At 37.9% G+C, this 24366-nt stretch carries 20 protein-coding genes; 10 read left to right on the top strand and 10 right to left on the bottom strand.

Annotated features, from left to right (window positions below; all coding sequences use genetic code 11):
• Nucleotides 1–60 precede the first annotated feature (60 nt).
• The 5 genes from dinG (at nucleotide 61) to DK858_RS15015 (ending at nucleotide 8762) form a co-directional block, all read left to right on the top strand.
• Nucleotides 61–2163: an ATP-dependent DNA helicase DinG gene (dinG, locus tag DK858_RS15035; protein WP_109398095.1), complete on the top strand. Its 2103-nt coding sequence runs from the start codon at nucleotides 61–63 to the stop codon at nucleotides 2161–2163.
• Between the two features lie 925 nt (nucleotides 2164–3088).
• Entirely contained in the window at nucleotides 3089–4645 is a 1557-nt protein-coding gene (locus DK858_RS15030) for a [FeFe] hydrogenase, group A (RefSeq protein WP_109398094.1), read from the top strand.
• 18 nt (nucleotides 4646–4663) lie between these two features.
• Nucleotides 4664–5494 carry a 4Fe-4S dicluster domain-containing protein gene (locus DK858_RS15025; RefSeq protein ID WP_109398093.1) on the top strand — a complete coding sequence of 277 codons (831 nt, stop codon included), beginning with the start codon at nucleotides 4664–4666 and terminating at the stop codon, nucleotides 5492–5494.
• On the top strand, nucleotides 5491–6636 hold the full coding sequence (gene nrfD, locus DK858_RS15020) for an NrfD/PsrC family molybdoenzyme membrane anchor subunit (RefSeq protein ID WP_109398092.1): 1146 nt from the start codon (nucleotides 5491–5493) through the stop codon (nucleotides 6634–6636). The genes DK858_RS15025 and nrfD overlap by 4 nt, the downstream gene beginning before the upstream one ends.
• Nucleotides 6637–6728: 92 nt before the next feature.
• Entirely contained in the window at nucleotides 6729–8762 is a 2034-nt protein-coding gene (locus DK858_RS15015; protein ID WP_109398091.1) for a TonB-dependent receptor plug domain-containing protein, read from the top strand.
• 75 nt (nucleotides 8763–8837) lie between these two features.
• Here the strand turns inward: DK858_RS15015 and dps are convergent, their stop codons facing one another.
• Both dps and rhtA read right to left on the bottom strand, forming a co-directional pair.
• Complete coding sequence (gene dps / locus DK858_RS15010) at nucleotides 8838–9344, bottom strand: DNA starvation/stationary phase protection protein Dps (protein ID WP_006537560.1); 507 nt, start codon at nucleotides 9342–9344, stop codon at nucleotides 8838–8840.
• A gap of 276 nt (nucleotides 9345–9620) precedes the next feature.
• Nucleotides 9621–10511 carry a threonine/homoserine exporter RhtA gene (gene rhtA / locus DK858_RS15005; protein ID WP_109398090.1) on the bottom strand — a complete coding sequence of 297 codons (891 nt, stop codon included), beginning with the start codon at nucleotides 10509–10511 and terminating at the stop codon, nucleotides 9621–9623.
• Nucleotides 10512–10841: 330 nt separating this feature from the next.
• Between rhtA and DK858_RS15000 the strand changes: the two genes are divergently transcribed.
• A complete protein-coding gene (locus tag DK858_RS15000) occupies nucleotides 10842–11420 on the top strand; it encodes an LOG family protein (RefSeq protein ID WP_109398089.1) in 579 nt (192 codons plus the stop codon).
• 9 nt (nucleotides 11421–11429) lie between these two features.
• Nucleotides 11430–11894 (top strand): GNAT family N-acetyltransferase, encoded by a 465-nt coding sequence (locus DK858_RS14995; protein ID WP_109398088.1) that lies wholly within the window; start codon nucleotides 11430–11432, stop codon nucleotides 11892–11894.
• 91 nt (nucleotides 11895–11985) lie between these two features.
• Here the strand turns inward: DK858_RS14995 and DK858_RS14990 are convergent, their stop codons facing one another.
• From DK858_RS14990 to moeA, 3 genes are all read right to left on the bottom strand, one after another.
• Nucleotides 11986–13686 carry an amidohydrolase gene (locus tag DK858_RS14990; RefSeq protein WP_109398087.1) on the bottom strand — a complete coding sequence of 567 codons (1701 nt, stop codon included), beginning with the start codon at nucleotides 13684–13686 and terminating at the stop codon, nucleotides 11986–11988.
• 269 nt (nucleotides 13687–13955) lie between these two features.
• Nucleotides 13956–14723 (bottom strand): molybdopterin-synthase adenylyltransferase MoeB, encoded by a 768-nt coding sequence (gene moeB / locus DK858_RS14985; RefSeq protein WP_109398086.1) that lies wholly within the window; start codon nucleotides 14721–14723, stop codon nucleotides 13956–13958.
• Nucleotides 14724–14728: 5 nt separating this feature from the next.
• Entirely contained in the window at nucleotides 14729–15970 is a 1242-nt protein-coding gene (gene moeA, locus DK858_RS14980) for a molybdopterin molybdotransferase MoeA (protein ID WP_109398085.1), read from the bottom strand.
• Nucleotides 15971–16175: 205 nt separating this feature from the next.
• Between moeA and DK858_RS14975 the strand changes: the two genes are divergently transcribed.
• The 3 genes from DK858_RS14975 to yeiB all read left to right on the top strand — a co-directional run bounded on the left by DK858_RS14975 (nucleotide 16176) and on the right by yeiB (nucleotide 19318).
• Entirely contained in the window at nucleotides 16176–17336 is a 1161-nt protein-coding gene (locus DK858_RS14975) for a YbfB/YjiJ family MFS transporter (RefSeq protein WP_109398084.1), read from the top strand.
• A gap of 156 nt (nucleotides 17337–17492) precedes the next feature.
• Nucleotides 17493–18152: a GTP cyclohydrolase I FolE gene (folE, locus tag DK858_RS14970; RefSeq protein WP_109398083.1), complete on the top strand. Its 660-nt coding sequence runs from the start codon at nucleotides 17493–17495 to the stop codon at nucleotides 18150–18152.
• Between the two features lie 14 nt (nucleotides 18153–18166).
• On the top strand, nucleotides 18167–19318 hold the full coding sequence (gene yeiB, locus DK858_RS14965; RefSeq protein WP_109398082.1) for a DUF418 domain-containing protein YeiB: 1152 nt from the start codon (nucleotides 18167–18169) through the stop codon (nucleotides 19316–19318).
• Here yeiB and sanA read toward each other — a convergent pair.
• From sanA to DK858_RS14940, 5 genes are all read right to left on the bottom strand, one after another.
• Nucleotides 19315–20046: an outer membrane permeability protein SanA gene (gene sanA, locus DK858_RS14960; protein WP_109398081.1), complete on the bottom strand. Its 732-nt coding sequence runs from the start codon at nucleotides 20044–20046 to the stop codon at nucleotides 19315–19317. The two genes, yeiB and sanA, sit on opposite strands and share 4 nt — an antisense overlap.
• A gap of 140 nt (nucleotides 20047–20186) precedes the next feature.
• Nucleotides 20187–21884 carry an NAD-dependent malic enzyme gene (locus DK858_RS14955; RefSeq protein WP_109398080.1) on the bottom strand — a complete coding sequence of 566 codons (1698 nt, stop codon included), beginning with the start codon at nucleotides 21882–21884 and terminating at the stop codon, nucleotides 20187–20189.
• 213 nt (nucleotides 21885–22097) lie between these two features.
• Nucleotides 22098–22982: a cytidine deaminase gene (gene cdd / locus DK858_RS14950; protein WP_109398079.1), complete on the bottom strand. Its 885-nt coding sequence runs from the start codon at nucleotides 22980–22982 to the stop codon at nucleotides 22098–22100.
• Between the two features lie 199 nt (nucleotides 22983–23181).
• Complete coding sequence (locus DK858_RS14945; protein WP_109398215.1) at nucleotides 23182–23877, bottom strand: CidB/LrgB family autolysis modulator; 696 nt, start codon at nucleotides 23875–23877, stop codon at nucleotides 23182–23184.
• A gap of 2 nt (nucleotides 23878–23879) precedes the next feature.
• Nucleotides 23880–24353 carry a CidA/LrgA family protein gene (locus tag DK858_RS14940; RefSeq protein WP_072063009.1) on the bottom strand — a complete coding sequence of 158 codons (474 nt, stop codon included), beginning with the start codon at nucleotides 24351–24353 and terminating at the stop codon, nucleotides 23880–23882.
• Nucleotides 24354–24366: the final 13 nt, after the last annotated feature.

Below are 24366 nucleotides of genomic sequence, written 5' to 3'. Positions count from 1 at the left end.
GATTTTTATACAGTGTTATGAGACAATGACGCCTTTCTTAAAATCAGTTGCAGAGTGGTTATGTCCCTTTCCCAATCAGTTAAAAATCAAATAAGTCAGTGGTATAAAGCCCTACCAGAGCATATTGAAGGGTTTATTCCGCGTGCGCCACAGCGTGAAATGATCGCGGAGGTGGCTAAGACTTTTTCTGATGAAATGGGACGTCATTTAGTAATAGAAGCCCCAACAGGTGTGGGTAAAACACTCTCTTATCTTATTCCGGGTATTGCTATTAGCCGTGATGAGAAAAAACCACTGATAATCAGTACGGCAAATGTGGCACTGCAAGATCAAATTTATAGCAAAGATCTGCCATTACTAAAAAAAATTATTCCTGATCTTACGTTTACTGGCGCTTTCGGTCGTGGGCGTTACTTGTGTCCTCGCAATTTAGATGCGATCTGTGCAACAGAAGGCGAGCAAATTGACTTAATGTTTTTACTTGAAGATAAAGTTGATGTTGCAACAAGTGCAGAAAGAGAAATTTGTCGAGAGCTCAAAAATGATTTCACTAGTTTCGGTTGGGATGGCTTGCGTGATCACCATAAACGCGCACTAACAGACAGTTTATGGCGCAAAATCAGTACGGATAAAATGAATTGCTTAGGGCGCAATTGCCAATACTATCATCGCTGTCCTTTCTTTATTGCTCGTCGTGAAATTGATGAAGTAGATGTCGTTATTACTAATCACGCTTTAGTGATGGCAGCAATGGAAAGTGAATCCGTATTGCCTGATGCGAAAAATCTGCTTTTGGTGCTTGATGAAGGGCATCATATTCCTGATGTTGCGCGAGATGCACTTGAAGTCGAAGGGGAAATAACCTTAGTTTCTCTTAATAATCAGCTTGATAATATCACTCGCCATGTTAGCCAGTATTTAGCGCAATTTATTCCTGTAAGACCACCTAAATTAGCTGATCCTATTCGTTTTGATGCTCATATTGCTAAGTTACGTGAAGCTTATCAAGAGATTGATACATTTACCCGTGCACTATTACCAGAACGCAGTGAACAAGATGAATATCTCTTTCCGTTAGGTGAATTACCGGAACAACTTCTGTTAAGTTGTCAGACATTATTTAAGTTAACAGATGGTTTAAAAATGCTGGGCGAAGCTATTTTAAACGATTTAACAGAACGAACAGCGAAAGAAGATGTTGTACGTTTACATCGTGCTATTTTAACGACCAGTAGGATGGTGGGTTATTTAGAAAATATGGCGAAATTGTGGCGTTTAGCCACATTAGAGCAAACTTCAAAAGCACCAGTATCCAAATGGTTAACTCGCCGTTACGATAAAAAGCAGTCTCATCTCTATTTTCATTGCGCGGGTATTCGTGTCAGTGAACAACTGACGCAATTATTATGGAAAAATATCCCGCATGTGGTTATTACATCTGCAACATTACGTTCATTAAATAGCTATTCTCGTATTCAAGAATTAACAGGATTAAGTGAACATTTTGATGATCGCTTTATTACGTTGTCTTCCCCTTTTGAGCATCAAAAGCAAGGTAAACTGGTGATCCCAAAAATGCACTATGAGCCAACTATGCTCCATGAACGTGAGCATTTAAAAGAGATGGCTCGTTATTTTCGCCAAGAAATGGAAGAGAATAATCATCGCGGGCAATTGGTTTTATTTAGTAGTCAACGTGCAATGGATGGCTTTTTAGAAGAAGTGAAAGATTTGCGTTTATGCTTATTAGTACAAGGTGATCAGCCACGCTATCGATTAGTTGAAACGCATTGTAAGCGCATTGATGCGGGAGATAATAGTGTATTGATAGGTTTGCAATCTTTTGCCGAAGGGCTCGATTTAAAAGGTGATTATTTAACGCAGGTGCATATTCATAAAATTGCTTTTCCACCCGTGACGGATCCGGTGATTGTGACAGAAGGTGAGTGGCTTAAATCTCTAAAACGTTATCCTTTTGAAGTACAGAGCTTGCCAAGCGCATCGTTTAATTTAATTCAGCAAGTTGGGCGCCTTATTCGTAGTCATCATTGCCACGGTGAAATTGTTATTTATGACCGACGTCTGTTAACTAAAAACTATGGTTCACGTTTATTAACGGCTTTGCCTGTTTTTCCTATCTATCAGCCGGATATGCCTAAATAGGCTCTACATTGATTATTGATAAAACAAACCTCTTTTTATAAGTGTTTTATGCTTTATAATTCATTTTTATATGATTAATTCTGGAATATTTTTATATAGATAATTTTTTTATTGTTTATTTTATTTTTATTAAAAATAAAATATATAAAATGTTTAAAATGACTCACCTTATCTTATTGTTAAATATATTTAACTATTTTATTTTTATCCTCATTTTTTATATTCTATTTTATCTTTAACTTGCATTTATTATGAATCTTATTGCTATTTTAAAAAATAATTTTTTATATTTAAAATGTAATAATTTATTTACAATATTGAATGAAATTATAATTTTGTTATTTTTTTTGAATTAAGAAAAAGTATATACTTTATTTAGATTTTTTATCATTCATTTTTATTTTTAGTTTAATAAAATAAATAAGAAGTTATATTTTTTATTTTATTTATCAATTAAGATAAACGCTCAATAAATTAATAAAAAATAACAACACTAATAACATATTGATTATTAAGTTTATTTTATTATTTTTTTTAATGTTTTTTTTGTATGTTGGTTGTGTGTATTAATTGTTTTTTATTTGTATTTTGACATTTATCAATAAAGTCAACTATATTTTATCAATGATGCGCTATAATGTTTTCTTTAAATTTTTCTTCAGTACAATATATACATTAATAACACCCTATCACTTATTTGAATTTAAAAATCTCTCCTGATTTTCTTAAATGAAACGATGATTGCTGATAGGGTGTTTTATCCAATAAAATAATTTCTTTAAGGTTAATGCTTATTTTAAGTATTGATCTTTTTATTAATATAATTATGTAAATATATTTAACAAAAATAAGCTTTAATTATTTATATATTATTACTTTTAAACGGTAATTTTATTTATATATTAAAGCAGGAGCATTGTAACAAATGAAATCTATTCTCCCTACAAAAGAAGAAAGTGACGAGAAATTATTATCTCGGCGTTCTTTTTTTTCATTTGCTGGAAAGATGAGTCTTGTAGCTGGGGTAACTGCTGTTACTACCGGATGTGATGGTAATGTTTCGGGAGGTACTGGCTGGGTTCCTGAGCAATATAATGCGAAAGGCACTTTCCCTGTACAAGTCCGAGGCCGAATTCCTATTGATCCTAATAATGTAGCAATTTGTCGTGATGATAAAAAATGCATTTTATGTGGTCAATGTGTTGAGGTGTGTGAAAAAGTACAAACGGTGATGGGAAATTATAATTTACCGTTAATTGATAGCGTGCCTTGTATTGATTGTGGGCAATGTACACTTTGGTGTCCAACAGGTGCGATAACAGAAGTTGATGATACGGATAAGGTGATTAGGGCTTTATTAGATCCAACATTGCATGTTGTTGTTCAAACTGCGCCTGCAACACGAGTGGCATTAGGGGAAGAGTTTGGTATGCAACCGGGTAAGGATATTGAGTTACTGCAAGTTGCTGCACTGAGAAAACTGGGTTTTGATAAAGTTTTTGATACAAACTTTTCGGCTGATCTGACCATTATGGAAGAAGCCTCAGAATTACTGCAACGAATTCAAAATAATGGTGTATTACCACAATTTACATCGTGCTCGCCGGGTTGGGTTAAATTCTGTGAGATGTTTTATCCTGAATTGATCCCTAATTTATCTTCAGCAAAATCACCCATGACAATGTTGGGCACGATGATAAAAACCTATTATGCCAAAGAGCAAAATATCGATCCTACCAAAATTGTCTCTGTTGCCATTATGCCATGTACCGCTAAAAAATCAGAAGCAGCACGTCCTGAAATGAATGGCGCTAGCGTGTTATGGGAAAAACCCAATCTTCGTGATGTTGATATCGTGCTAACAACAAGAGAACTCGCCAGATTAATTAAAAGCCACAATATCAATTTAACGTCTCTTCAACCCGCAAATTATGATCGCTTAATGTCGGAATACAGTGGTGCCGGTGCCATTTTTGGCGTAACAGGGGGTGTAATGGAAGCGGCTGTCAGAACCAGTTACTACTTTATTACGGGTGAAAGACCACCTGAGCCGTTATTTAATTTACAACCTGTACGTGGATTAGAAGGCATCAAAGAGGCAGCTGTAGATATTCCAGGAGTGGGGGAGATCCGCGTTGCGGTTTGTTCTGGTATGGGAAATGCACGCCCGGTTTTAGAAGCAATTCAAAAAGGGGAAAAAGAGTGGCACTTTGTTGAATTTATGGGATGTCCTGGAGGTTGTATTGCGGGTGGTGGACAACCTCGTTCGGCATTACCGCCTTCAGATGAAATACGAGCTTTACGCATGAAAGCGCTTTATAGCAAAGATGAACGCGCCACCATTCGCTTAAGTTATGAAAACAGTGAAATTCAAAGTATTTACGAACAATTTTTAGGCGAACCTTGTAGTGAGCGTGCTCATCAGTTGCTTCATACGCATTACCAAGATCGCAGTATTCATTTTAACAAAAAGAAAGCTTAAAGATTGAGGAAACACATTATGTCTAAAGGTGTATTAGTCGATCTTACAAAGTGTATCGGCTGCGGTAGTTGTACAGTTGCATGCAAAATGTACAACGAAAATAAATGGATAGAAGACAGACAACCCACAAGTGGTGAGAATGCTAAACTTGCGGATGAAAACTGGACGGTTATCAAAACGGTCACGGTTGAAAAAGAAGATAAAGCGGTTTGGCGTTATGTTAAAGAGCAATGTTTTCACTGCATTGATCCCGCGTGTGCTTCAGCGTGTTTTGCAAAAGCCTTTCAAAAAACACCAGCAGGGCCAGTAGTTTACTATCCTGATCTCTGTGTGGGTTGCCGATATTGTATGGTGGCTTGTCCTTTTGATATCCCTAAATATGAGTGGGAAAAGTCACTTCCTTATGTCACTAAATGCATGATGTGCTCATCGCGTGTAGAAGAAGGGCAATCACCCGCATGTGTCGCGGTCTGTCCTACTCAAGCGTTGATATTTGGTGAGCGCCAAACTTTATTAGAAAAAGCCAGAGAAACCATCACGAATAATCCAAATTATGTTCAGCATATTTATGGAGAGAAAGAAGTGGGAGGGACTGAATGGCTCTATATTTCGGATGTGTCGTTTGAAAAACTAGGTTTTAAAACAGGGTTAACTGAAAAACCACTCTCTTCTTATACCTCTGATTTTATGAAATATACGCCGATAGCAGGCGCTACATGGGCTGTGATTTTAGGGGGTATTGCCATGTTTAATCACAGAAAAGATAAAGTGAGCCGCGATGAAAAATCCTATCAGAATCTAGAACATAACCAGAATAACACTGATGAAGAAACAAGGAGATCAGAATGAGTGTTATCGATAATTCGACCTACTTTGGTAAGTGGCGTTTTCCTATGACACCAGTACGCTGGGTACTCGTTGCTATCAGTTTGATTGCCGTAGGGCTTATCTTATTTCGTTTAGTCACTGGATTGGGATTAGTGACCAATCTTAATGATGAATGGCCTTGGGGGCTTTGGATCTCTTTTGACGTGATGTGTGGTGTGGCATTAGCAGGAGGCGGATATGGTACGGCGTTAATTGTTTATGTGTTTAAACAAGAACAATTTTCAAGTATTGCCCGAAGTGCAGCATTAACGTCATTAATTGGTTATTTATTGGTGATGGTTGGGCTTTTTCTTGATATTGGGCAATGGTGGAATTTCTGGCGCCCATTAGTTTCTCAAGGTCATAGTTCAGTATTATTTGAAGTCTTTATTTGCGTTTCTGTTTATACCAGCGTGCAATTAATAGAATTTGGTGAAGTGGCTACTGAGCGAATTGGACGAAAATATCATCCGTTTTTCCGTAAAATATTACCAGTATTGTTAGTTATTGGTATTGCAATTCCATCAATGCATCAATCATCACTTGGGGCACTTTATTTATTAATGGTCGATAAATTACATCCATTATGGTGGTCGCCAATTATTTTCTTCCAATTTTTGATTTCGTCATTCTTTGTGGGCCCCGCCATGATTGCTGTTGAAACTGCATTAGCAGGCCGAGCATTTAATCATAAAGTGCCAATACCGGTATTAAGTGGATTAGTTCGAGTTTCAGGTTATGCAATGCTGGTTTATTTAGTATTGAAATTCGGCAGTATTATTATGGAAGATAAAGTACATTACCTTTTTGAAGGTAGCTTTGAATCCTTATTTTTTTGGATTGAGGTCGGTTTTGGCGTTATTGTTCCATTAATTATCTGCTTCTCTCCATTAATAAAACGTCGTCGCTGGCTGGTGACCTTTGGTGTACTAGTGGCTTTAGGGGTTATTTTAAACCGTTATAACGTAGTAGTGACTGGTATGGTAACATCAACGGGTGTCTCTTATTGGCCATCACTACCAGAATTAACTATCACTCTTGGTCTGGTTTCAATGGGAGCGCTTGCTTATTTATTTATCTGCGAAAACTTCCGTATTATTGAACATGAAGACGCCAAACATTAATTAACTTAATGCCCAATTTTATTGGGCATTTTTTATAAATAAAACTAAAAAATATTTTTATTTTTTCTTTAACGATAAATAGAACGATAAATATGCTTATTTTAAAAAAATCTTTATGGTTTATTTCATTCTCTTTGCTTTCGATTACACCACTATTTAACTATTCCCAAGCGAGTGAAAATAAACTGGAACATATTATTGTCACTGGACAAAAAGAAGAACATACATCAAATCGCATTTATAACATTGAGTCTGAAAAAATAAGTAATATAGCTGGAGGAACCAATTTAATTACAGTTAATCATGAGAGCCGCTTATTAACGTTGAATGATGCCTTAAAGAATCAATCAGGTATTGTGATACAAAGTTTATTTGGTGGATTAGATCAACCTCGTTTAAGTATTCGCGGTTCAGGTGTTCAAAGTGCGCCACTTTCTAGAGGGGTGTTATTACTCCAAGACGGATTACCTCTCAATGAAGCTGATGGGAGCTTTCACTCAAGTATGATTGATGTACGAGATGTACAATTTATTAGCATTCGTCGTGGTGCAAATAGTACACAATTACAAAGCAATAACTTAGGAGGAGAGCTTGATTTTATCACTTATACAGGACGAGATAATCAAAATCAATTGCGTTATGAACAAGGTTCTTTTGGACGTCAAGGTCTACAAATGGCGTTAGGTGGTTATAGTGATGATCATCCTATTGATGCCAGAATAAGCCTAAGTTATGACCATTATGATGGGTATCGGGAGCATTCTGCTTCTCAACGTAAAACAATGCGTTCAACATTAGGGTATACCTCAGGCAACTTTGAAAACAGAACATGGATTAATTGGACTGATCTGCGTTTCGATGTTCCCGGCCCTGCAACATCACAAATGCTTGCAAATGATCCCAAAAGTGTATTACCTGCTATCCAGAAGAAAGATCCCCATCGTAATGTGGAGCAAATACGCATTATGAATAAGTCAACGTGGGATCTCGGTGCTCATGATATTCAACTAGGATGGTGGTATTCACAAACACATGATAATTTCAAAACACCCAGTCATTATCAATTTGTGAATTACTATACGAAAGGCGCTCAATTTAATTATAAATTAGAAACCCAGCATATTAGTTATCGTGCAGCGTTAGCTTGGGATCATTCGATAATGAAAGATGATATCGAGAAAAATCCCAAAGGTTGGTTAGGTCGATATGATGGACGAGCTGAGAATATTTATGCATCTTTAGGCGCAGGAATACATATTAGTAACAGTGTGTTATTTAATTTAGATATAAAAGGAACATATGCGAAAAGAGATGTATTTTCGGGTCATAATTCCCTTGCACAATCCTTTAATTTCTTAACACCTAAAGTTGGGCTGATTTGGTATCCTAATTACAAAACACGTTTATTTGCTAATGTCAGTATGAGCCAAGAGCCAGCTTCTTTTAATGATATTATTAACCCTAAAGCACCGTTAAATAAGGTCAATCTGTTAAAGCTTTCGCCTCAAAAAGCAACTAGTTTTGAAATTGGTAGTGATATTGAATTAACTGATAATATTAGTTTGAGTACTGCGCTTTATCGCAGTTTTATTAAAGATGAATATATTACATCCCACGATCAAAACGGGAATATTGTCGATATTTATAATTATCCTGCTAAAACTCGTCATCAAGGTGTCGAATTTACTATAAATGCCATTCAACCTCTTCGTGTAGGGGATTTTCTCTACCGCGCAACATGGACGTATAATGATTTTCGTTTTATGGGCGGAGAATATAACCGAAAATATATTGCAGGTGTTCCTAGAAATCTTATTTCGGGTGAAATTAACTACCAATTAAATGGATTGAGATTCGGTCCTACAGTGTATTGGTCACCAACAAATGTTGCTGTTGATCATGGCAACCATCTTAATCTTGAAAAGAGTAAACCCTATGCATTATTAGGATTTAATGCACACTATCAATATGACAATATATGGTTGACTTATCTTAATTTAGATAACATAACCAATAAACGTTATGCGGCAAGTACGTTAGCTAATCCAAGTGTGAATAAAAATAATGCTTTATTTTTTCCAGGAAATGGTTTTAGCGTTAATGTTGGCGTTGTCTATAAATTTTAACTAAATCGAAAATAGAGAAAGGCGGTCTTAAATGACCGCTTTTCTCATTATTAACAATGTATTGTTATATGTTAATTAGTTCTCAATATTGGCTTCAATGAACCATAAGAATTTATCAAGATCACGCGATGCGGCTGTAAACATATCGGCGGTATCTTCGTCTTCAACTTCGTCAATGGCTTTGCGAATATCATTAGCAACAACTGCATAACGATCAGCGAGCGCTTTTAGGTGATCTTGTACATCATGGATATCCAGAGGATACGCTTTTAAAGGGGTTTTCTTACTCACCACTTGTGCCGTACCCAATACAGTGCCACCTAATTGGACAACACGCTCTGCAAACTCATCAGTGTGCTGATTAATGGTATCGCGGAAACCGTCAACCATCTCATGAACAGAAATAAAGTTTCTGCCACGCATATTCCAGTGCGCTTGTTTTGTGATGAGAGATAGGTCGATAAACTGCGTCACCATCTGTTGCAATAGTTCGATAGCATGAAGTTTTACACTGTCATCGAGGTTATTACGGGTATAAAGCAGGCTTGAAGGTGTGGATTTGACTAATTTAGCAGTACTCATAATCGTTCTCCCTAAATAATTAATAACTCAATATCTTAATTTCTGTTAATTATGATAGTGAATTATTAATGGTTAGTCTTATCGATTGATACTATTAAATTGATAGGTCATCTATTTAAAAAAAACTAATCTATCGAAATAACCTATTTAGGTTAGGACAATGTGCGTAAAATAGCAATGATAGATCAGTAAAGTTATTATTTAATAAGTAAAAAGGATCATAAGATCCTTTTTAAATTAATATTTATTTGTTATTGAGCAAAATGAGTTAAATATCTATTTTACTTCCTCAATTTTGGTTTTGCTTTTCATGGTTACTGTTGAACCTATAGAGGCTAACACAATAAAGGCAAGAGCAATCCATTGAATTAATGTCAAATGTTCGTGTAAGAAAATAATACCAATAAAGGCACCCATACATGGCTCTAAGCTCATTAAAGTACCGAATGTTTTAGCTGGTAAACGTGTAAGAGCAATCATTTCTAACGTATAGGGGAAAGCGGTTGATAAAATCGCAATAGCTAATGCAACAGGTAAAATTGACCAGCTAAACATAATATCAGGACTACTTTGCAACATACCAATAGGTACAAAAATAAAGGCAGCAACTAATGAGCCAATTGAAACTGTTGCCGCACCATAGCCTTTACCTGCACGTTGCCCGAATACAATATATAATGCCCAACCTACACCAGCACCCAGTGCATAAAGAATACCTAGAGGATCTAATCCATGAATATTATCGCCAATAGGGAGTAATAACCCTAATCCAGCAATGACTAAAATTATCCATAAAAAGTCGATAGCTCTGCGCGATGAAAACATGGCAACAGCTAAAGGTCCTGTAAATTCAAGGGCAACAGCAATACCTAAAGGAATGGTTTCAAGCGCGAGGTAGAAAAGGTAATTCATTGCCCCTAAAGATAAACCATATAGAAACAGTGGTATAATCGATTCTCGATTAAACTTGAGTCGCCACGGTTTAAAAATAAAAAAGAGGATCAACGTGCCCAATAATAGACGTAATGCCGTTACAGCTGGGGCACCAATAACAGGAAATAGGCTTTTAGCAAGGGATGCGCCACTTTGAATTGAAAGCATAGAGAGAAGCAAAAGAAGCACAGGGTAAAATACCTGTAATTTAGCTGAGTGCCTGGCTGACAACATCCTATAAAACCTCGTCAATAATCAATCGTATGTGTTCTCTGTTAACAGCTAACAAAGGATCGCATAATATAAAGTAAAATTACCCACTTTAATATAGCTACTCATTAATAAATATTTTTTATTTTAATTTTGTTTAGTGAAATTGGCTAAAATATAAATTAATTTATATTTAACAAAATTAAAAATAACTTCTCATAAATATAAGTGTTAATAATGATTAAATATATATATGCGATAAAAAGCGTAAAAACACTTTTTTTAACCTTTTTTATTAAAAGTACCTTCAGTATAATTCCAAGCTCGTTTTAACTAGCTAAAAGAGAATAAAAAATGAGTAAAATAAAATCTATCGCAGTGTATTGTGGTTCTAGTTTAGGGGCTTCACCTATTTATAAAGAACAAGCAATTATTTTTGCTAAAGAGCTGGTTAAACGTAATATTACCTTAATTTATGGTGGTGCCAGCGTCGGTATTATGGGCACTCTCGCTGATACTGTATTAGCCGAAGGCGGAAAGGTGATTGGTGTTATTCCTGTATTATTAGAAGGCCGTGAAATTTCACATAAAAATCTGACCGAGCTACATGTCGTTGAAACAATGCATCAACGTAAAAGCAAAATGATTGAATTAGCTGAAGGTTTTGTCGCTTTGCCTGGAGGTTTTGGTACATTAGAAGAGTTTAGTGAAGTCTTTACTTGGAGCCAAATTGGTTTACATCAAAAACCGTTAGGCTTGCTTAATATCAATCAGTTCTATTCTCCATTATTAATGATGATTGATAAAATGGCTGATGAACAATTCTTACATGAAAAATATCGAACTATGGCGATTGTGGAACAATGTCCTATTCAACTTTTAGATAAATTTGAAACATATATTGCGCCACCAGTAAAAACCTATAACAAATAAAGGTAAAAAATGATAATAATAAGAAAAGCAATTTTGTCTGATATAGAAGAAATTAGCACGCTTTACACTTATTTATTTAATGAAATGGCGAAGTTACAACCCGATCGATTAAAACCGGGTGAGCAAGATGAAGCTTTTATTATTAATGGAATAAAAAATAATAAGTTTCATCTTTTAGTAGCAGATTTAGACGGTAAAGTGGTTGGATTTAGCATGGCGCAAATTCAAGAAACACCGATGTTTAACTGCTTAGTTCAACGTAAATATGCTTATATTTACGATATTATTGTTGACCCTTCCATTCGTAGCCAAGGCGTAGGTAGCTTGCTATTAACAGCAATGAAAGAGTGGGCTAAATCAGAAAAAATGACTCATCTTGAGTTATCTGTATTAGCTGAAAATGGTGCGGCTAAACGTTTTTACCAGCGTGAAGGGTTAAAAGAAGTGAGCTCCGTGATGGGGATTGTTTTATAGCAGATCCAATTTACGTTAATTCTCATAGGATTAAGTGCGTAGATAAAAATAAACCCGCTTCAACGGCGGGTTTATTAATTATATTATTCAGCTAAATTGTGGGTTTCCCCGCAATGATCGTACACAATACCCTGACATTTTCAACATCTTCTGCCGATATTTCAAACAAGTTTCTATCTAATACAATTAAATCGGCAAATTTTCCGACTTCTAGTGATCCAATTTGCTTATCCATATCTAATGCCTGAGCGGCATTAATGGTCGCTGCACGTAAGACTTCAATTGTCGTAAGGTTACGATCGTTATCAAGACGTGGGCTTATTGCATCTTTTTGGCGAGTCATCGCGACTTTAAAATCGTACCATTCATTAAGTGGATCAATCGGCCAATCGCTACCAAAAGCAACAGTAACACCTGCATCAATAAATTTGCCAGCAGTCTCTAAATAGTTACAGCGAGATTTACCTAGCATTTCAATATCTTTTTCGATATTGCTCTGTTCTACTGCTGCCCATTGGAAGGAGAGAAAAGGGTAGGCTTTTAGTTGTGTAAAGCGGGCATAATCTTTTTCACACATCAATTCATTATGTGCAAGTCCCGGTCTTATGTCTTTTTCAGGTAAAGCTTTACGCATTACACTAATTGCATCAAGTGCTGTACTAATGGCACCTTCAGCAACAGTATGAATATGAGGATGATAACCCGCACGGGCAATCTCAGTGATTAGTGGTGTTAAAATTTCAGGTGAGAAATAGAGATCGCCAATATGTTCAGAGTTTTGCCAGTGTGGCGTGTCGTCAGTACCAACATTAATACGATAAGGTGAGTGTAAGCGCGCTGTCATAATCGGCGCTTGTAATACACCATCAAGGAAAAGTTTGATATGGCGGATCGCAACACTGGGTTGAGCGCCATTGCTGATTTGATGCCATTGTGAAAAGCGAGTAGTAGCATGGTGTACAGCGTTTGGAATATCGTCAATACACGTTACATCATCTGGCGTGATTTCAACGGCATTCTCTATACGAAGAGTCAATTCGCCTGTTTTTCTTAATGTATTAAAGGCGCGTAATTGAGGCTCACCCACACGAGCATCCATAATGGTGGTCACGCCTTGTTGATTTAATAATTTTTGAACATGGCGAGCTATCTGTAAATTTTGAGCGTCAGTCAATGGAGGTAAACTATCAATGGCTTGCATTGCTGGTGCATCTTCAAGAATACCAATAGGTGTTCTATCACTATCACGTTCAATGTTTCCATCAGGGGGATCGGGCGTTTCTGCGGTGATATTTAATAGCGCTAGAGCGCGAGAATTAGCAAGAACGCTATGGCAATCACTAGAAAAGAGCAAAATAGGGCGAGTCGTATTTAAGGTATCAAGGTGGTAACGTGTCATTTGCACGCCTTCTGGTAGCATACCCTCTCGATACCATGCGGAGACTTTTAACCATTCGGTATCACTATCGATAAAGTTTTCATCAAGGTAGTTCTGAATACGCAATAAAATGTCATCGATAGAGAGTGATTGATAATCAAGATGGCAACCTGCTAACGTTGCACCTCCCCAGAAAGGGTGCATATGTGCATCAATAATGCCCGGCATGACCATTCTTCCCTGCAAATCAATCTGCTCTGTATTTTCATTGCAGTAAGAAAGTAACGCCTCTTTTTTACCTGAAGCAATAATGATACCTTGCTCGATCGCGATGGCATCAACAATATTGTTATTATGATCAGCGGTATAAATAAGTCCGTTGTAATAGAGAGTGTCTGCAATTTGAAATGTCATTCTTCTACCTTGTATTGCTTTTTTAGCACATAGAATGCGTGCTTAAATGATTGTTTTGCTTATAGGGCATCCTGTTGCGTTTTGACGCGGGCGGTCATAGTAGAATTAAATCAGAGTGAATACTACAAGCTTGTTACATCGACTTAACGAAAAATACGACTTAGAAGGTGGATTAAAATGTGTAAAAAACAGTTTAATACCTCTATTTTTGAGAGAAAGTAAGGTAAGTTTAAATCGGTTAGACTTACCTTATCTTGGATAAAAAGTGGTTAGTTGTCTGGTAAATTGGCAGAACACACTTCGCAATGTGGATTTTTAGGTAATTTGAATTCGCGAAATTGCATTCTCATTGCATCAAACATCAATACTTTACCATGTAAATTTTCACCGTAGCCAGTCAGTAATTTAATGGCTTCAACGGCTTGTAATGTGCCAATAGTACCTACTACGGGTGCCATTACGCCAGCTTCAACACAACTTAATGCATTATCACCAAAAAGATGACTTAAACAGCGATAGCAAGGCTCGTCTTCTTGATAGGTGAACACACTAATTTGTCCTTCCATCCGAATAGCAGCACCAGAAACGAGCGGTTTTTTCTGCTGAAAGCAGAGGCGATTAAGTTGTTCACGCACTGTCACATTATCAGTACAATCCATAACCATATTATGGTGGCTAATAAGCTCTGATAAAGCTTCATCTTCAAGTAATGCATCAACGGTTTCTATCGTGACATGAGGATTAATTGCTTCTAATGTTGCTTTTGCAGAGAGTACTTTAGGTTGACCAATCGTGGCGTCGCGATGAAGAATTTGGCGTTGCAGATTAGAAAGGGAAACGGTATCAAAATCTAATAATGTGAGTTTCCCTATACCTGCGGCTGTAAGATATTGCGAGGCACTACATCCTAAACCACCTGCGCCAACAATCAATACAGAAGCGCTTTTCAGCGCTTCTTGACCATCAAAATCAAAGCCTCTTAATACGATCTGGCGATTGTAGCGTAGTGTTTCTTCATCCGTTAATTCAATACTCATAAAGGCTATTCACTTTTTAATAGAGAATTAAATAGTTCGATAGTCACAGTTTCGCCCGCAGCGACTTTACCGCGTTCACGCTCTAAAACAATAAAGCAGTTAGCGACACTAAATGAGCTATAAACATGAGAGCCTTGATGTCCTGAAGTATCGACTTGCCATTTGCCATCTGCATTGATACTGGCGATACCTCGTTGAAAATCTAAGCGACCTACTGATTTTTTCAATGATGATTGAGCAATAGCTTGGAAACGTTGTGGTGCTTTCCAATGGCTAAATCCTGACAAACGAGCGATTAAAGGTTGGACTAATTGGTAGAATGTCACCGTTGCCGAGACTGGATTACCTGGTAAACCGCAGAACCATGCGTTGTGTAACCGACCAAAAGCAAAAGGTTTTCCTGGTTTGATCGCTAATTTCCAAAAACCAATTTCACCAATTTCATCAAGAATTTGTTTGGTGTAATCGGCCTCGCCCACAGAAACACCCCCACTGCTGATCACTAAATCTGCTTCTTGATCAGCCTTTTTAAAGGTTTCACGCAGTTTTTCTGGTGAATCAGGAATAACGCCTAAATCTAACACTTCACATCCTAGTTTTTCTAGCATTAAACGTACTGCAAAGCGATTAGTATCATAAATTTGTCCCGCTTTTAATGGCTGACCGATAGTTTGTAATTCATCACCAGTTGAGAAAACAGCTACTTTTAAACGACGATAAACGTGTACTGTTGCTACACCTAAAGAGGCAATTAAAGGTAATTGCGCGGTTGAAAGTTTAGTACCAGCAGGTAATACAATGTCGTTTTCTTTAATATCTTCACCAATCCGGCGAATATTCTGGCCTTTTTTTGCCGGCTGTAAAAAACGAACACCATGCTCAGTTACTTCAGCTTCTTCTTGCATAATGACAGTATCAACACCAGTAGGAACCATTGCTCCTGTCATAATGCGTACACATTGCCCAACAGGGAGTTCTCCCTCGAAAGGGATCCCTGCAAACGATTTACCTGCAATAGGAAGTGGAGCTTGGGCTTCTAAGTCAGCGTAACGAAGTCCGTAACCATCCATTGCCGAATTATCAAAAGGGGGAACATTCAGTGGAGATGTAATATCTTCACTTAGAATATAATCTGCGGCGTTATTTAATGGAATGTTAAGGGTATTGGTAATTGCCAGCGGTTTTTCAAGTAGTTTTTCTAGCGCTTCATCAAGAGATAATAAACCGCTAACGTGACATTGACTCATCATATACTCCAAGATCTATCAAAATGTTCTTTTTTATTTCATGATACTAATCTATCACGATGAACATCATCATGTCAGAGATCATCTTGTGAATAGAAAGAAATGAAACTTATTATTACGAAAATGTTAGTGTGTTGGAGGTAATATGTTACTTGTTCTGCTATTAATGAGTAGCATATTTAAAATGATAAAATAGTGGATATCCATGAATACTTCAAATCATCAAAGTCATTCAGCGCAAGCTTTTCATATCGCTTTTAGTGGGTTTCTTGCTTTAGTTGTGGCAATGGGAATAGGGCGCTTTACATTTACACCACAAGTGCCGTTGATGATTGCAGAATATCAATTAACACTGACAAGTGCGGGTATTGTCGCTGCATTTAATTATCTTGGTTATCTTGCGGGCTCCTATGATGCGATGAAAGCCGTTAAAGGTGTGGGATATCGCTTGTGGGCTGGTCTTTGGGGAGCGGTGATAATTACGCTGCTATCTGCTTTTTTAAATGATGCATTTACACATAGTATTGCACGATTTTTTATTGGCTGGGCAAGTGGTTGGACGTTAGTGCTAGTGGCTTCATGGGCTAACGAATTACTGGCTCGTCTTAATCGACCAGCATTAAGTGTGGCTGTTTATGCCGGAACTGGCGCAGGTATATTTATTAGCGGTATTCTTGCTGTGTTTATAATGAAATGGCAAATGAGCGCGATGGCGGGATGGTTAATTTATGGTTCTCTTGCTTTTATTTGTGCCCTATATGTGAGCTACTATCTTCCTAAGCCTTGGTCAATGAGTAGAGAAGCAGTAAACGTTGCCCCTTTAACGCTAACTCCCGCGATGAAAAAGCTGATTTGGGGTTATACTTTTGCCGGATTTGGTTATATTTTACCCGCAACATTTCTTTCTCAAATGGCGGCAGAACGCTTTCCAGGAAGCCTAATTGCGCAATTTGTTTGGCCTGTATTCGGTGCTTCTGCGGCATTATGTATTGGGATCGCTATTTTAACGCGTAATGTATTAAATACGCAGTTACGTTTAGCTATTACGCTTTGGTTACAAGCATTAGGTATTTTGATTGCAGAGTGGCTTCCGACAATAACAGGGCTTGCGATTGGCGCTTTCTTAATTGGTGGCGGTCTTATGTGTGCGGTACAGCTGGCTTTTTTACGAGGTAGAGAATTAGCGCCTGAGCATGGGCGTTATATGGCGGGTTTACTCACTACTTTTTATGCTATTGGACAATTAGTTGGCCCTGTCATTTCTTCACTTTCAACGGCATTGACGGGAAAATTAGAACCCGCACTTTATGTTGCCTTTATTGTATTGATAATCGGCGGTTTTCTGGTGTGTTTAAAAGAAAAATAGCTTAGCAAACAAAAAATAGTCCATACAAAAATGCAATAATTTCATAACGAAAAATGCGGTATTGCTGGATAATGTGATTGAGGTCATCTAAAGTGTAAGCTGTTGTTGCTAAGCGCGATAACAGCTACTTAATTAATGTGTTTATCGGAGAGTCCAATGTCATCATTAAGTAAAGAGGCGCAATGGGTGCACGCTGCGTTAGTCGAACGCGGTTTGGAAACGCCTCTTCGTGAACCACAACTCTCTCCAAGTGAGAGCAAGCAGCAAATTGAACATCATATGACAGAAGTGATGAAGCTGTTAAATCTGGATTTAAGCGACGATAGTTTAGCTGAAACACCTCGTCGTATTGCTAAAATGTATGTTGATGAAATTTTCTCAGGGCTGGATTACCACAACTTCCCAAAAATCACGCTAATTGAAAATAAAATGCAAGTTGATGAAATGGTGACGGTGCGAGATATCACATTAACAAGTACTTGTGAGCATCATTTTGTCACTATTGATGGTAAAGCGATTGTGGCTTATATTCCAAAAGATAAAGTGATTGGGTTATCTAAAATTAATCGAATTGTGCAATTCTTTGCTCAGCGCCCTCAAGTTCAAGAACGTTTAACACAGCAAATTCTTATCGCATTACAAACGTTACTCGGTACAAAAAATGTGGCTGTTTCTATTGATGCGGTGCACTATTGTGTTAAAGCGCGAGGCATCCGTGATGCAACGAGTGCAACGACAACAACTTCGTTAGGTGGATTATTTAAATCTAGTCAAAATACGCGTCAGGAGTTTTTGCGCGCTGTTCGTCATATTTGAGATTTTAAATAAAAATGAATGAATCGTCTCATCAGCGTATCGAAGCACTTGATGCGTTGAGAGGAATGGCGATCCTTGGCATTTTATTGCTCAATATTTCAGGTTTTGCATTATTAAGAGTGGCTTCATTTAACCCATTACATTCGGGAGAAGCCTCTTTTGGTGATCGTATAACATGGATGGCATTAAATCTGTTTGCTCAAGGAAAATTCCTCTTTATTTTTGCGTTACTATTTGGTGGTACGCTTTATCTGCTTTTGTATAAAGGGATGCGTTTTAATTTATCGCGACTCGTTGTATTGGCATTGATTGGGGTTATTCACACATTATTTATTTGGGAAGGTGACATTTTATTTCCATATAGTATATGTGGTTTATTTGTTTTTGCGTTTATCAAATCAATTGCGACAAAGCACCAATTTATATTAGGCGCGGTACTCTATTTTTGTGGTGCGCTTATTTTAGGTGCGTTGTTTTATTATTATCGTGATTTTATTGATACCGTTTGGTATAGCACACCATATTCTCAATTATCTGAATCAGATTGGAAAACAGGGCCTTATTTAAATAGTGTTTATTATCGTTTAAATGAGCTAACGCTGTTTGTTTTTAATCTAGTACGTCAATACAGTTGGTTTTTGTTTGGTGCGATGTTGATGGGAGCAGCATTAATGGCATCAGGCTGGTTGCAGCAGAAATTTAGTCGCGCTCATTATGGTCGTGTAGCACTTTATTTCCTCACAATAAGTTTAAGCTTACAAACGGTTATTGTGCTGGTGGATTATTATCTTGATTGGGATTACCGCTGGGCGGCTATTTTAGCACAGCCTTTAACTATGCTGATCCAAGTGGTGCAAAGTTTGGGGTATATTGCGCTGTTCTATTGGAGTTGGAATAGTATTCAACATTCTTATTTTGCTTATGCTTTACGTTGTGTTGGCAAAATGGCGTTAACGACCTATTTAATGCAAAGTGTTATTGGTATTTATCTATTTCAGCGTATGGGGTTATTTAATCAATTTACTTTACCTGAGCTGATGCCTTTTGTTGTCGTCATTTGGGCAATTAATATTGTTTTTGCTGTGATTTGGTTACGTTATTTTCCACAAGGGCCAATAGAGTGGATCTGGCGTAAATCAGCCTCAAAATTAGCACAATTTTTTTAGGTTTTTTCATGATTATTTTCATTCAGAGGAAGTGATTCGACTTCCTCCGGTGAAACCGCAGGATAACCTTTAATGCCTTCAGGGATAGATTGTATTGCGGGGATCGTTTCTGGTGGCCCTAAAAAGCGGGGTTCGCGGTTTAGAATATAAACATCAATCATTGCACCTGCTCTTGCAAATACTTCGCGTACACGCACTTTAAACATGCTTTTTGGGGATGCAACCGCAAAGCATTGCGCATCAATTCCTTTTTCTAATGCGATAAAAACAGCACGTTCACAGTGAAAACGCTGAGTAATAATGGTAAATCCATCTGTACCAAACACCTCTTTTGTTCGTACAACTGAATCGAGTGTTCTGAAACCCGCAAAATCCATCACAATACGAGAGGCAGGAATGCCTGCTTTAATGAGATCTTTACGCATCGTATTTGGCTCATTATAGCTATGTTTTGCATTATCACCGCTAAGTAATAAATACTGAATTTTGCCACTATTATAAGCATTAACAGCACCTTGAATACGGTATTGATAAAACTGATTTATATAACCGCTGGTATAGTACTTCGATGTACCTAACACCATACCCACTTTTTTAGCGGGTAATGTATCCACATCTTCAAAGATATAAGGATTAGTTTTCCAGCCGATCCAACGATCGCAGGCAATCAAAATGACTGCAAGCAGCATAAAAAGTGTGAGAAAGAGATAAATGAGGCGTTTTAGCATGTCCTTGCCTTAATGACGCAAATAACCAATGACTTTCATAATGCTTAAGGCTACTTGAGCAGGAATAGGGAAGCAAGAAAAAAGCGCCTCATATTAAGTAATGACGCGCTTTTCAGAATGGTACTTAGTGTTTCAAGCTACTAGAACGAGGTTCTTTTGTAAATACGGTACTCTGGTGCCCAATAGTTACGTTCAATCGCTTCTTCTAATGCTGAATCAGACGTAACAGTAGCAACACCTTGTACTTGTGCTTGTTTGGCAACTTGTTTTGCGATGTAGCGCGAAACTTGTTGAATATTAGCCAGTAAAGGTAACAGAGAACCATCACCTTCTTTTGCCATTGGCGAGCAATCTGCTAATGCGCGGCTTGCAACCATTAACATGGCATCAGTAACACGCTTCGCACCACATGCGATAACACCTAACCCAATACCTGGGAAGATATAAGAGTTGTTACATTGTGCAATTGGATACTCTTTATCTTTGTATTTAACGGGGGCAAATGGGCTGCCTGTGGCCACTAAAGCTTGTCCATCAGTCCAGTTGATAATATCTTCAGGACGCGCTTCTACACGAGACGTTGGGTTAGATAATGGCATTACGATAGGACGTTCACAGTGTTTGTGCATTTCACGAATAATTTCTTCAGTGAATAAACCTGCTTGTCCTGAAACACCAATCAAAATAGTTGGTTTTGCATTCTTAACCACTTCTAGCAGTGAAATTGCATCACTTGCGGTTTCCCAATTAGCAATGGTTTCGCTTTTTTGGATAAGTTTGCTTTGGAAATCCAGTAAATTTGGCAGTTTGTCTGTTAATAAGCCGAAACGGTCAACCATAAAGATACGTTCACGCGCTTGCTCATCACTTAAACCTTCAGATTTCATTTGGGCAATGATTTGCTCAGCAATACCACAACCTGCAGAACCAGCACCTAAGAAAGTGACTGTTTGGTCTTTTAACTGGCGACCAGCAGCACGACTTGCTGCAATTAGGCTACCTAAAGTGACCGATGCTGTACCTTGAATATCATCGTTAAAGCAACATAGTTCATCACGATAACGGTTTAATAAAGGCATCGCATTTTTTTGTGCGAAATCTTCAAATTGTAATAAAACATTTGGCCAGCGACGTTTAACTGCTTGGATAAACTCATCAACAAATTCGTTGTATTCATCACCTGTAATGCGAGGATGACGCCATCCCATATACAGAGGATCATTTAAACGTTGTGGGTTGTTAGTACCAACATCAAGTACAACAGGCAGTGTGTACGCTGGGCTAATACCACCACACGCGGTATATAAAGAGAGTTTACCGATAGGTATACCCATACCACCGATACCTTGGTCACCTAAACCGAGAATACGTTCGCCATCTGTTACAACAATGACTTTGACGTTCTGTTTCGTGGCGTTTTGTAGCATATCGTCGATATTGGCACGGTTAGGGTAAGAGATAAATAAACCGCGAGCTCGACGATAAATATCAGAGAAATGTTCACAAGCTTCACCCACTGTTGGCGTATAAATGATTGGCATCATTTCAGTGAGGTGAGATTCCAATAGACGGTAAAACAGGGTTTCATTGGTATCTTGGATATTTCGGAGGTAAATATGTTTATCGTTATCGTTTTTGAAATCAAGATATTGGCGATAAGCGCGTTCAACCTGCTCTTCGATGGTTTCAACTGCTTCTGGCAGTAAACCATGTAAGTTAAAGGTGCTGCGTTCTTCTTCGCTGAAAGCACTACCTTTATTTAACAGGGGAAATTCAAGCAGGATTGGGCCTGCATACGGGATGTAGAGAGGGCGTTTACTTTCGTGTTCCAGTTCCATGAAAAATACTCTTGTAAGGCAGTTAGTCACATGACAATTGTAGATCCTACAAAATAATAAAAATATGTACAGCTTATGTTATTTTTTTATGATTTTTATGCTTAGAAATGAGAGATAGATACAGTTGTTACAACTTTTTCTGGTAAGCATCAGCAAAATTTACATGCTGATGCTTTTTTAGGAGCGATTTTTAGAGGAATAAGTTAAAATTTTTTACAAAGTGATGCGTTGCATCTGGCGACAACCTAAAGCCATTAATGTGGCTTGAGTTGCATCCCATTGCGTTAAAATGGCTTCTGCTTTTTCAATTAAGACAGCCGATTCAATATCCATCACACTCTCACCTGCCATATTTAATAAAATCAATGCGGCTTGTAATGGCGGAAGACTTGGGTTAAATGCAGCATTTTCTGCGTAGCTACCTTGGAAAATTTTGCCACTTTTCATTTGCACAGCAATACCACTGTGCGACTCACTATAAGGTGCGTGGCTACGATTAGTCGCTTGTAGCGCCTGTTGCGCTAACTCACTAGGGTTATCAATTTTGTAACCGTGATTAACTTTGTCCATTAATAAAGAGGTGATATTAAGATCTTTTGGGCCAAAGCTATCAGGTAAATAATCACCCAATGTTGCCATTTTTCTACCCGGTAACTGAATTTGAATATGGGTGCCACTGTTCAATTCGTTCATAAACTGGCGACAATGACCACAAGGTGTATAGTTAACGGTGACTGAAATTAAGCGAGACTCACCACGTAACCAAGCATGAGTTACAGCACTTTGTTCAGCGTGAACAGTCTGTTGTAGTGGGGCGCCAGCAAATTCCATATTGGCACCGAAGTAGAGATTACCACTCTCACCACGTGCAACCGCACCGACTTTAAAATTAGAGATTGGTGCAACAGCACAAGCAGCAGCAACCGGTAAAAGTGCGAGGGCTAAGGCATCATCATTACATTGTAACTGAGTTTTTATGGCATTGACCTGCTCTGCCGTAAACATTGCAGGGAATTCATCCTGCTCAAGATAAGGAGCAAGCGCTTGTTGCAACTGAGGGGATAAATCTGACCAAACTGCCTGAAAACGAGTATGCATACATGAGTCTCCCATTAATCTTTCTGTATTGTAAGATTCTAGGCATCTTTACTCACTCTTATATGTGATAAAAGTCATGTTTTCAATGAAACAATTGCAACAAATTCATTAATTGAGAGATATATCTCAAATTTATAGTGAAATCCCCGAAATAAATTTAATTAAATCGGGGATTTAAGAATAGAGGGTAAGAAAGATATCAACTATAGAGATGTAAAATAATAGGGAAGATAAATGGCGCAGTAAGGGAAGTAATAATCCCGCAAGTCATTAAGGCCAATGAGCTGTAAGCCCCCTCAATATAATCGATTTCTGCAGCTCGTGCTGTTCCCACTGCGTGAGATACGGTTCCCATAGCCAAACCACGAGAGGCGTGAGTAGGAATACGCAGTAGCTTAAATAATGTATGACCAAAAATGGCACCTAAAATACCTACTGCAATAACACATGCAGCACTGATTGCAGGAATACCACCTATGGAGTCTGCGACAGCCATTGCAATTGGCGTTGTCACTGATTTAGGTAAGATTGATGCGGCAATTTCAGGTGTTGCACCAGCCCATAATGCAATGGCTGTGCCACTGGCCATCGCAGCAATACTACCAATAAAGCAAATACTGATTAATGATTTCCACTGTGCACGAATTTGGTGTAATTGCTGATAAAGTGGTATAGCTAAAGCGACAACGGCGGGTTGCAGTAAGTCATTTAAAACTCGACTACCTGCGAAATAATTTTCGTAAGGCACTTTGGCTATTAACAAAATAGGTATAATTACCACAATAGCAATTAGCAGAGGATTTAAAATAGGCAATTTAAATCGGGCTGCAAGCTTACGAGCTAAGTAAAAAATAAAAATACTTAAAGGAAGTGACCACCAAATATTCATTAATATGGCTAACATTTTTTCTTCTCACTTAACGCTTTATCATCGTCTTTCTCTTTTGTTTCAACAATATCTTCAACTTGGTCTGGTTTCGAACCCACGATAACGCGCTCGCGATGAACATAGTGTGAGCAATAGGCAACGAGTGCCATAACACCAAAGGTACTCACGACGCAGGCTAAAACGATGGGAAAAAGTTGCTGACTTAACAAATCATAATAGTTCATTACACCAACCCCGATGGGGATAAAGAGTAATGACATGTTTTTTAAGAGGATATTTGCACCAGGTTTAACCCAACGCACAGGGATAAGCTGAAAAGCCAGTAAACCAAAAAGAATTAGTAAGCCAACAATACTGCCTGGAACCGCGAAGGGTAGAAGGGCTGAAATAAGATTACCAGCGAAGAGACAAAGATAAAGTACCAAAAAAGATCGTAGATAATGCCAAAGCGTAATCTGCAATCGTGCCCGTTTAGATTTCATAAGTAAGTGTCCC

Origin of the sequence: Proteus faecis (genome assembly GCF_003144395.1) — a bacterium.
Lineage (GTDB): Bacteria > Pseudomonadota > Gammaproteobacteria > Enterobacterales > Enterobacteriaceae > Proteus > Proteus faecis.
This window is presented reverse-complemented; position numbering and strand designations above follow the sequence as displayed.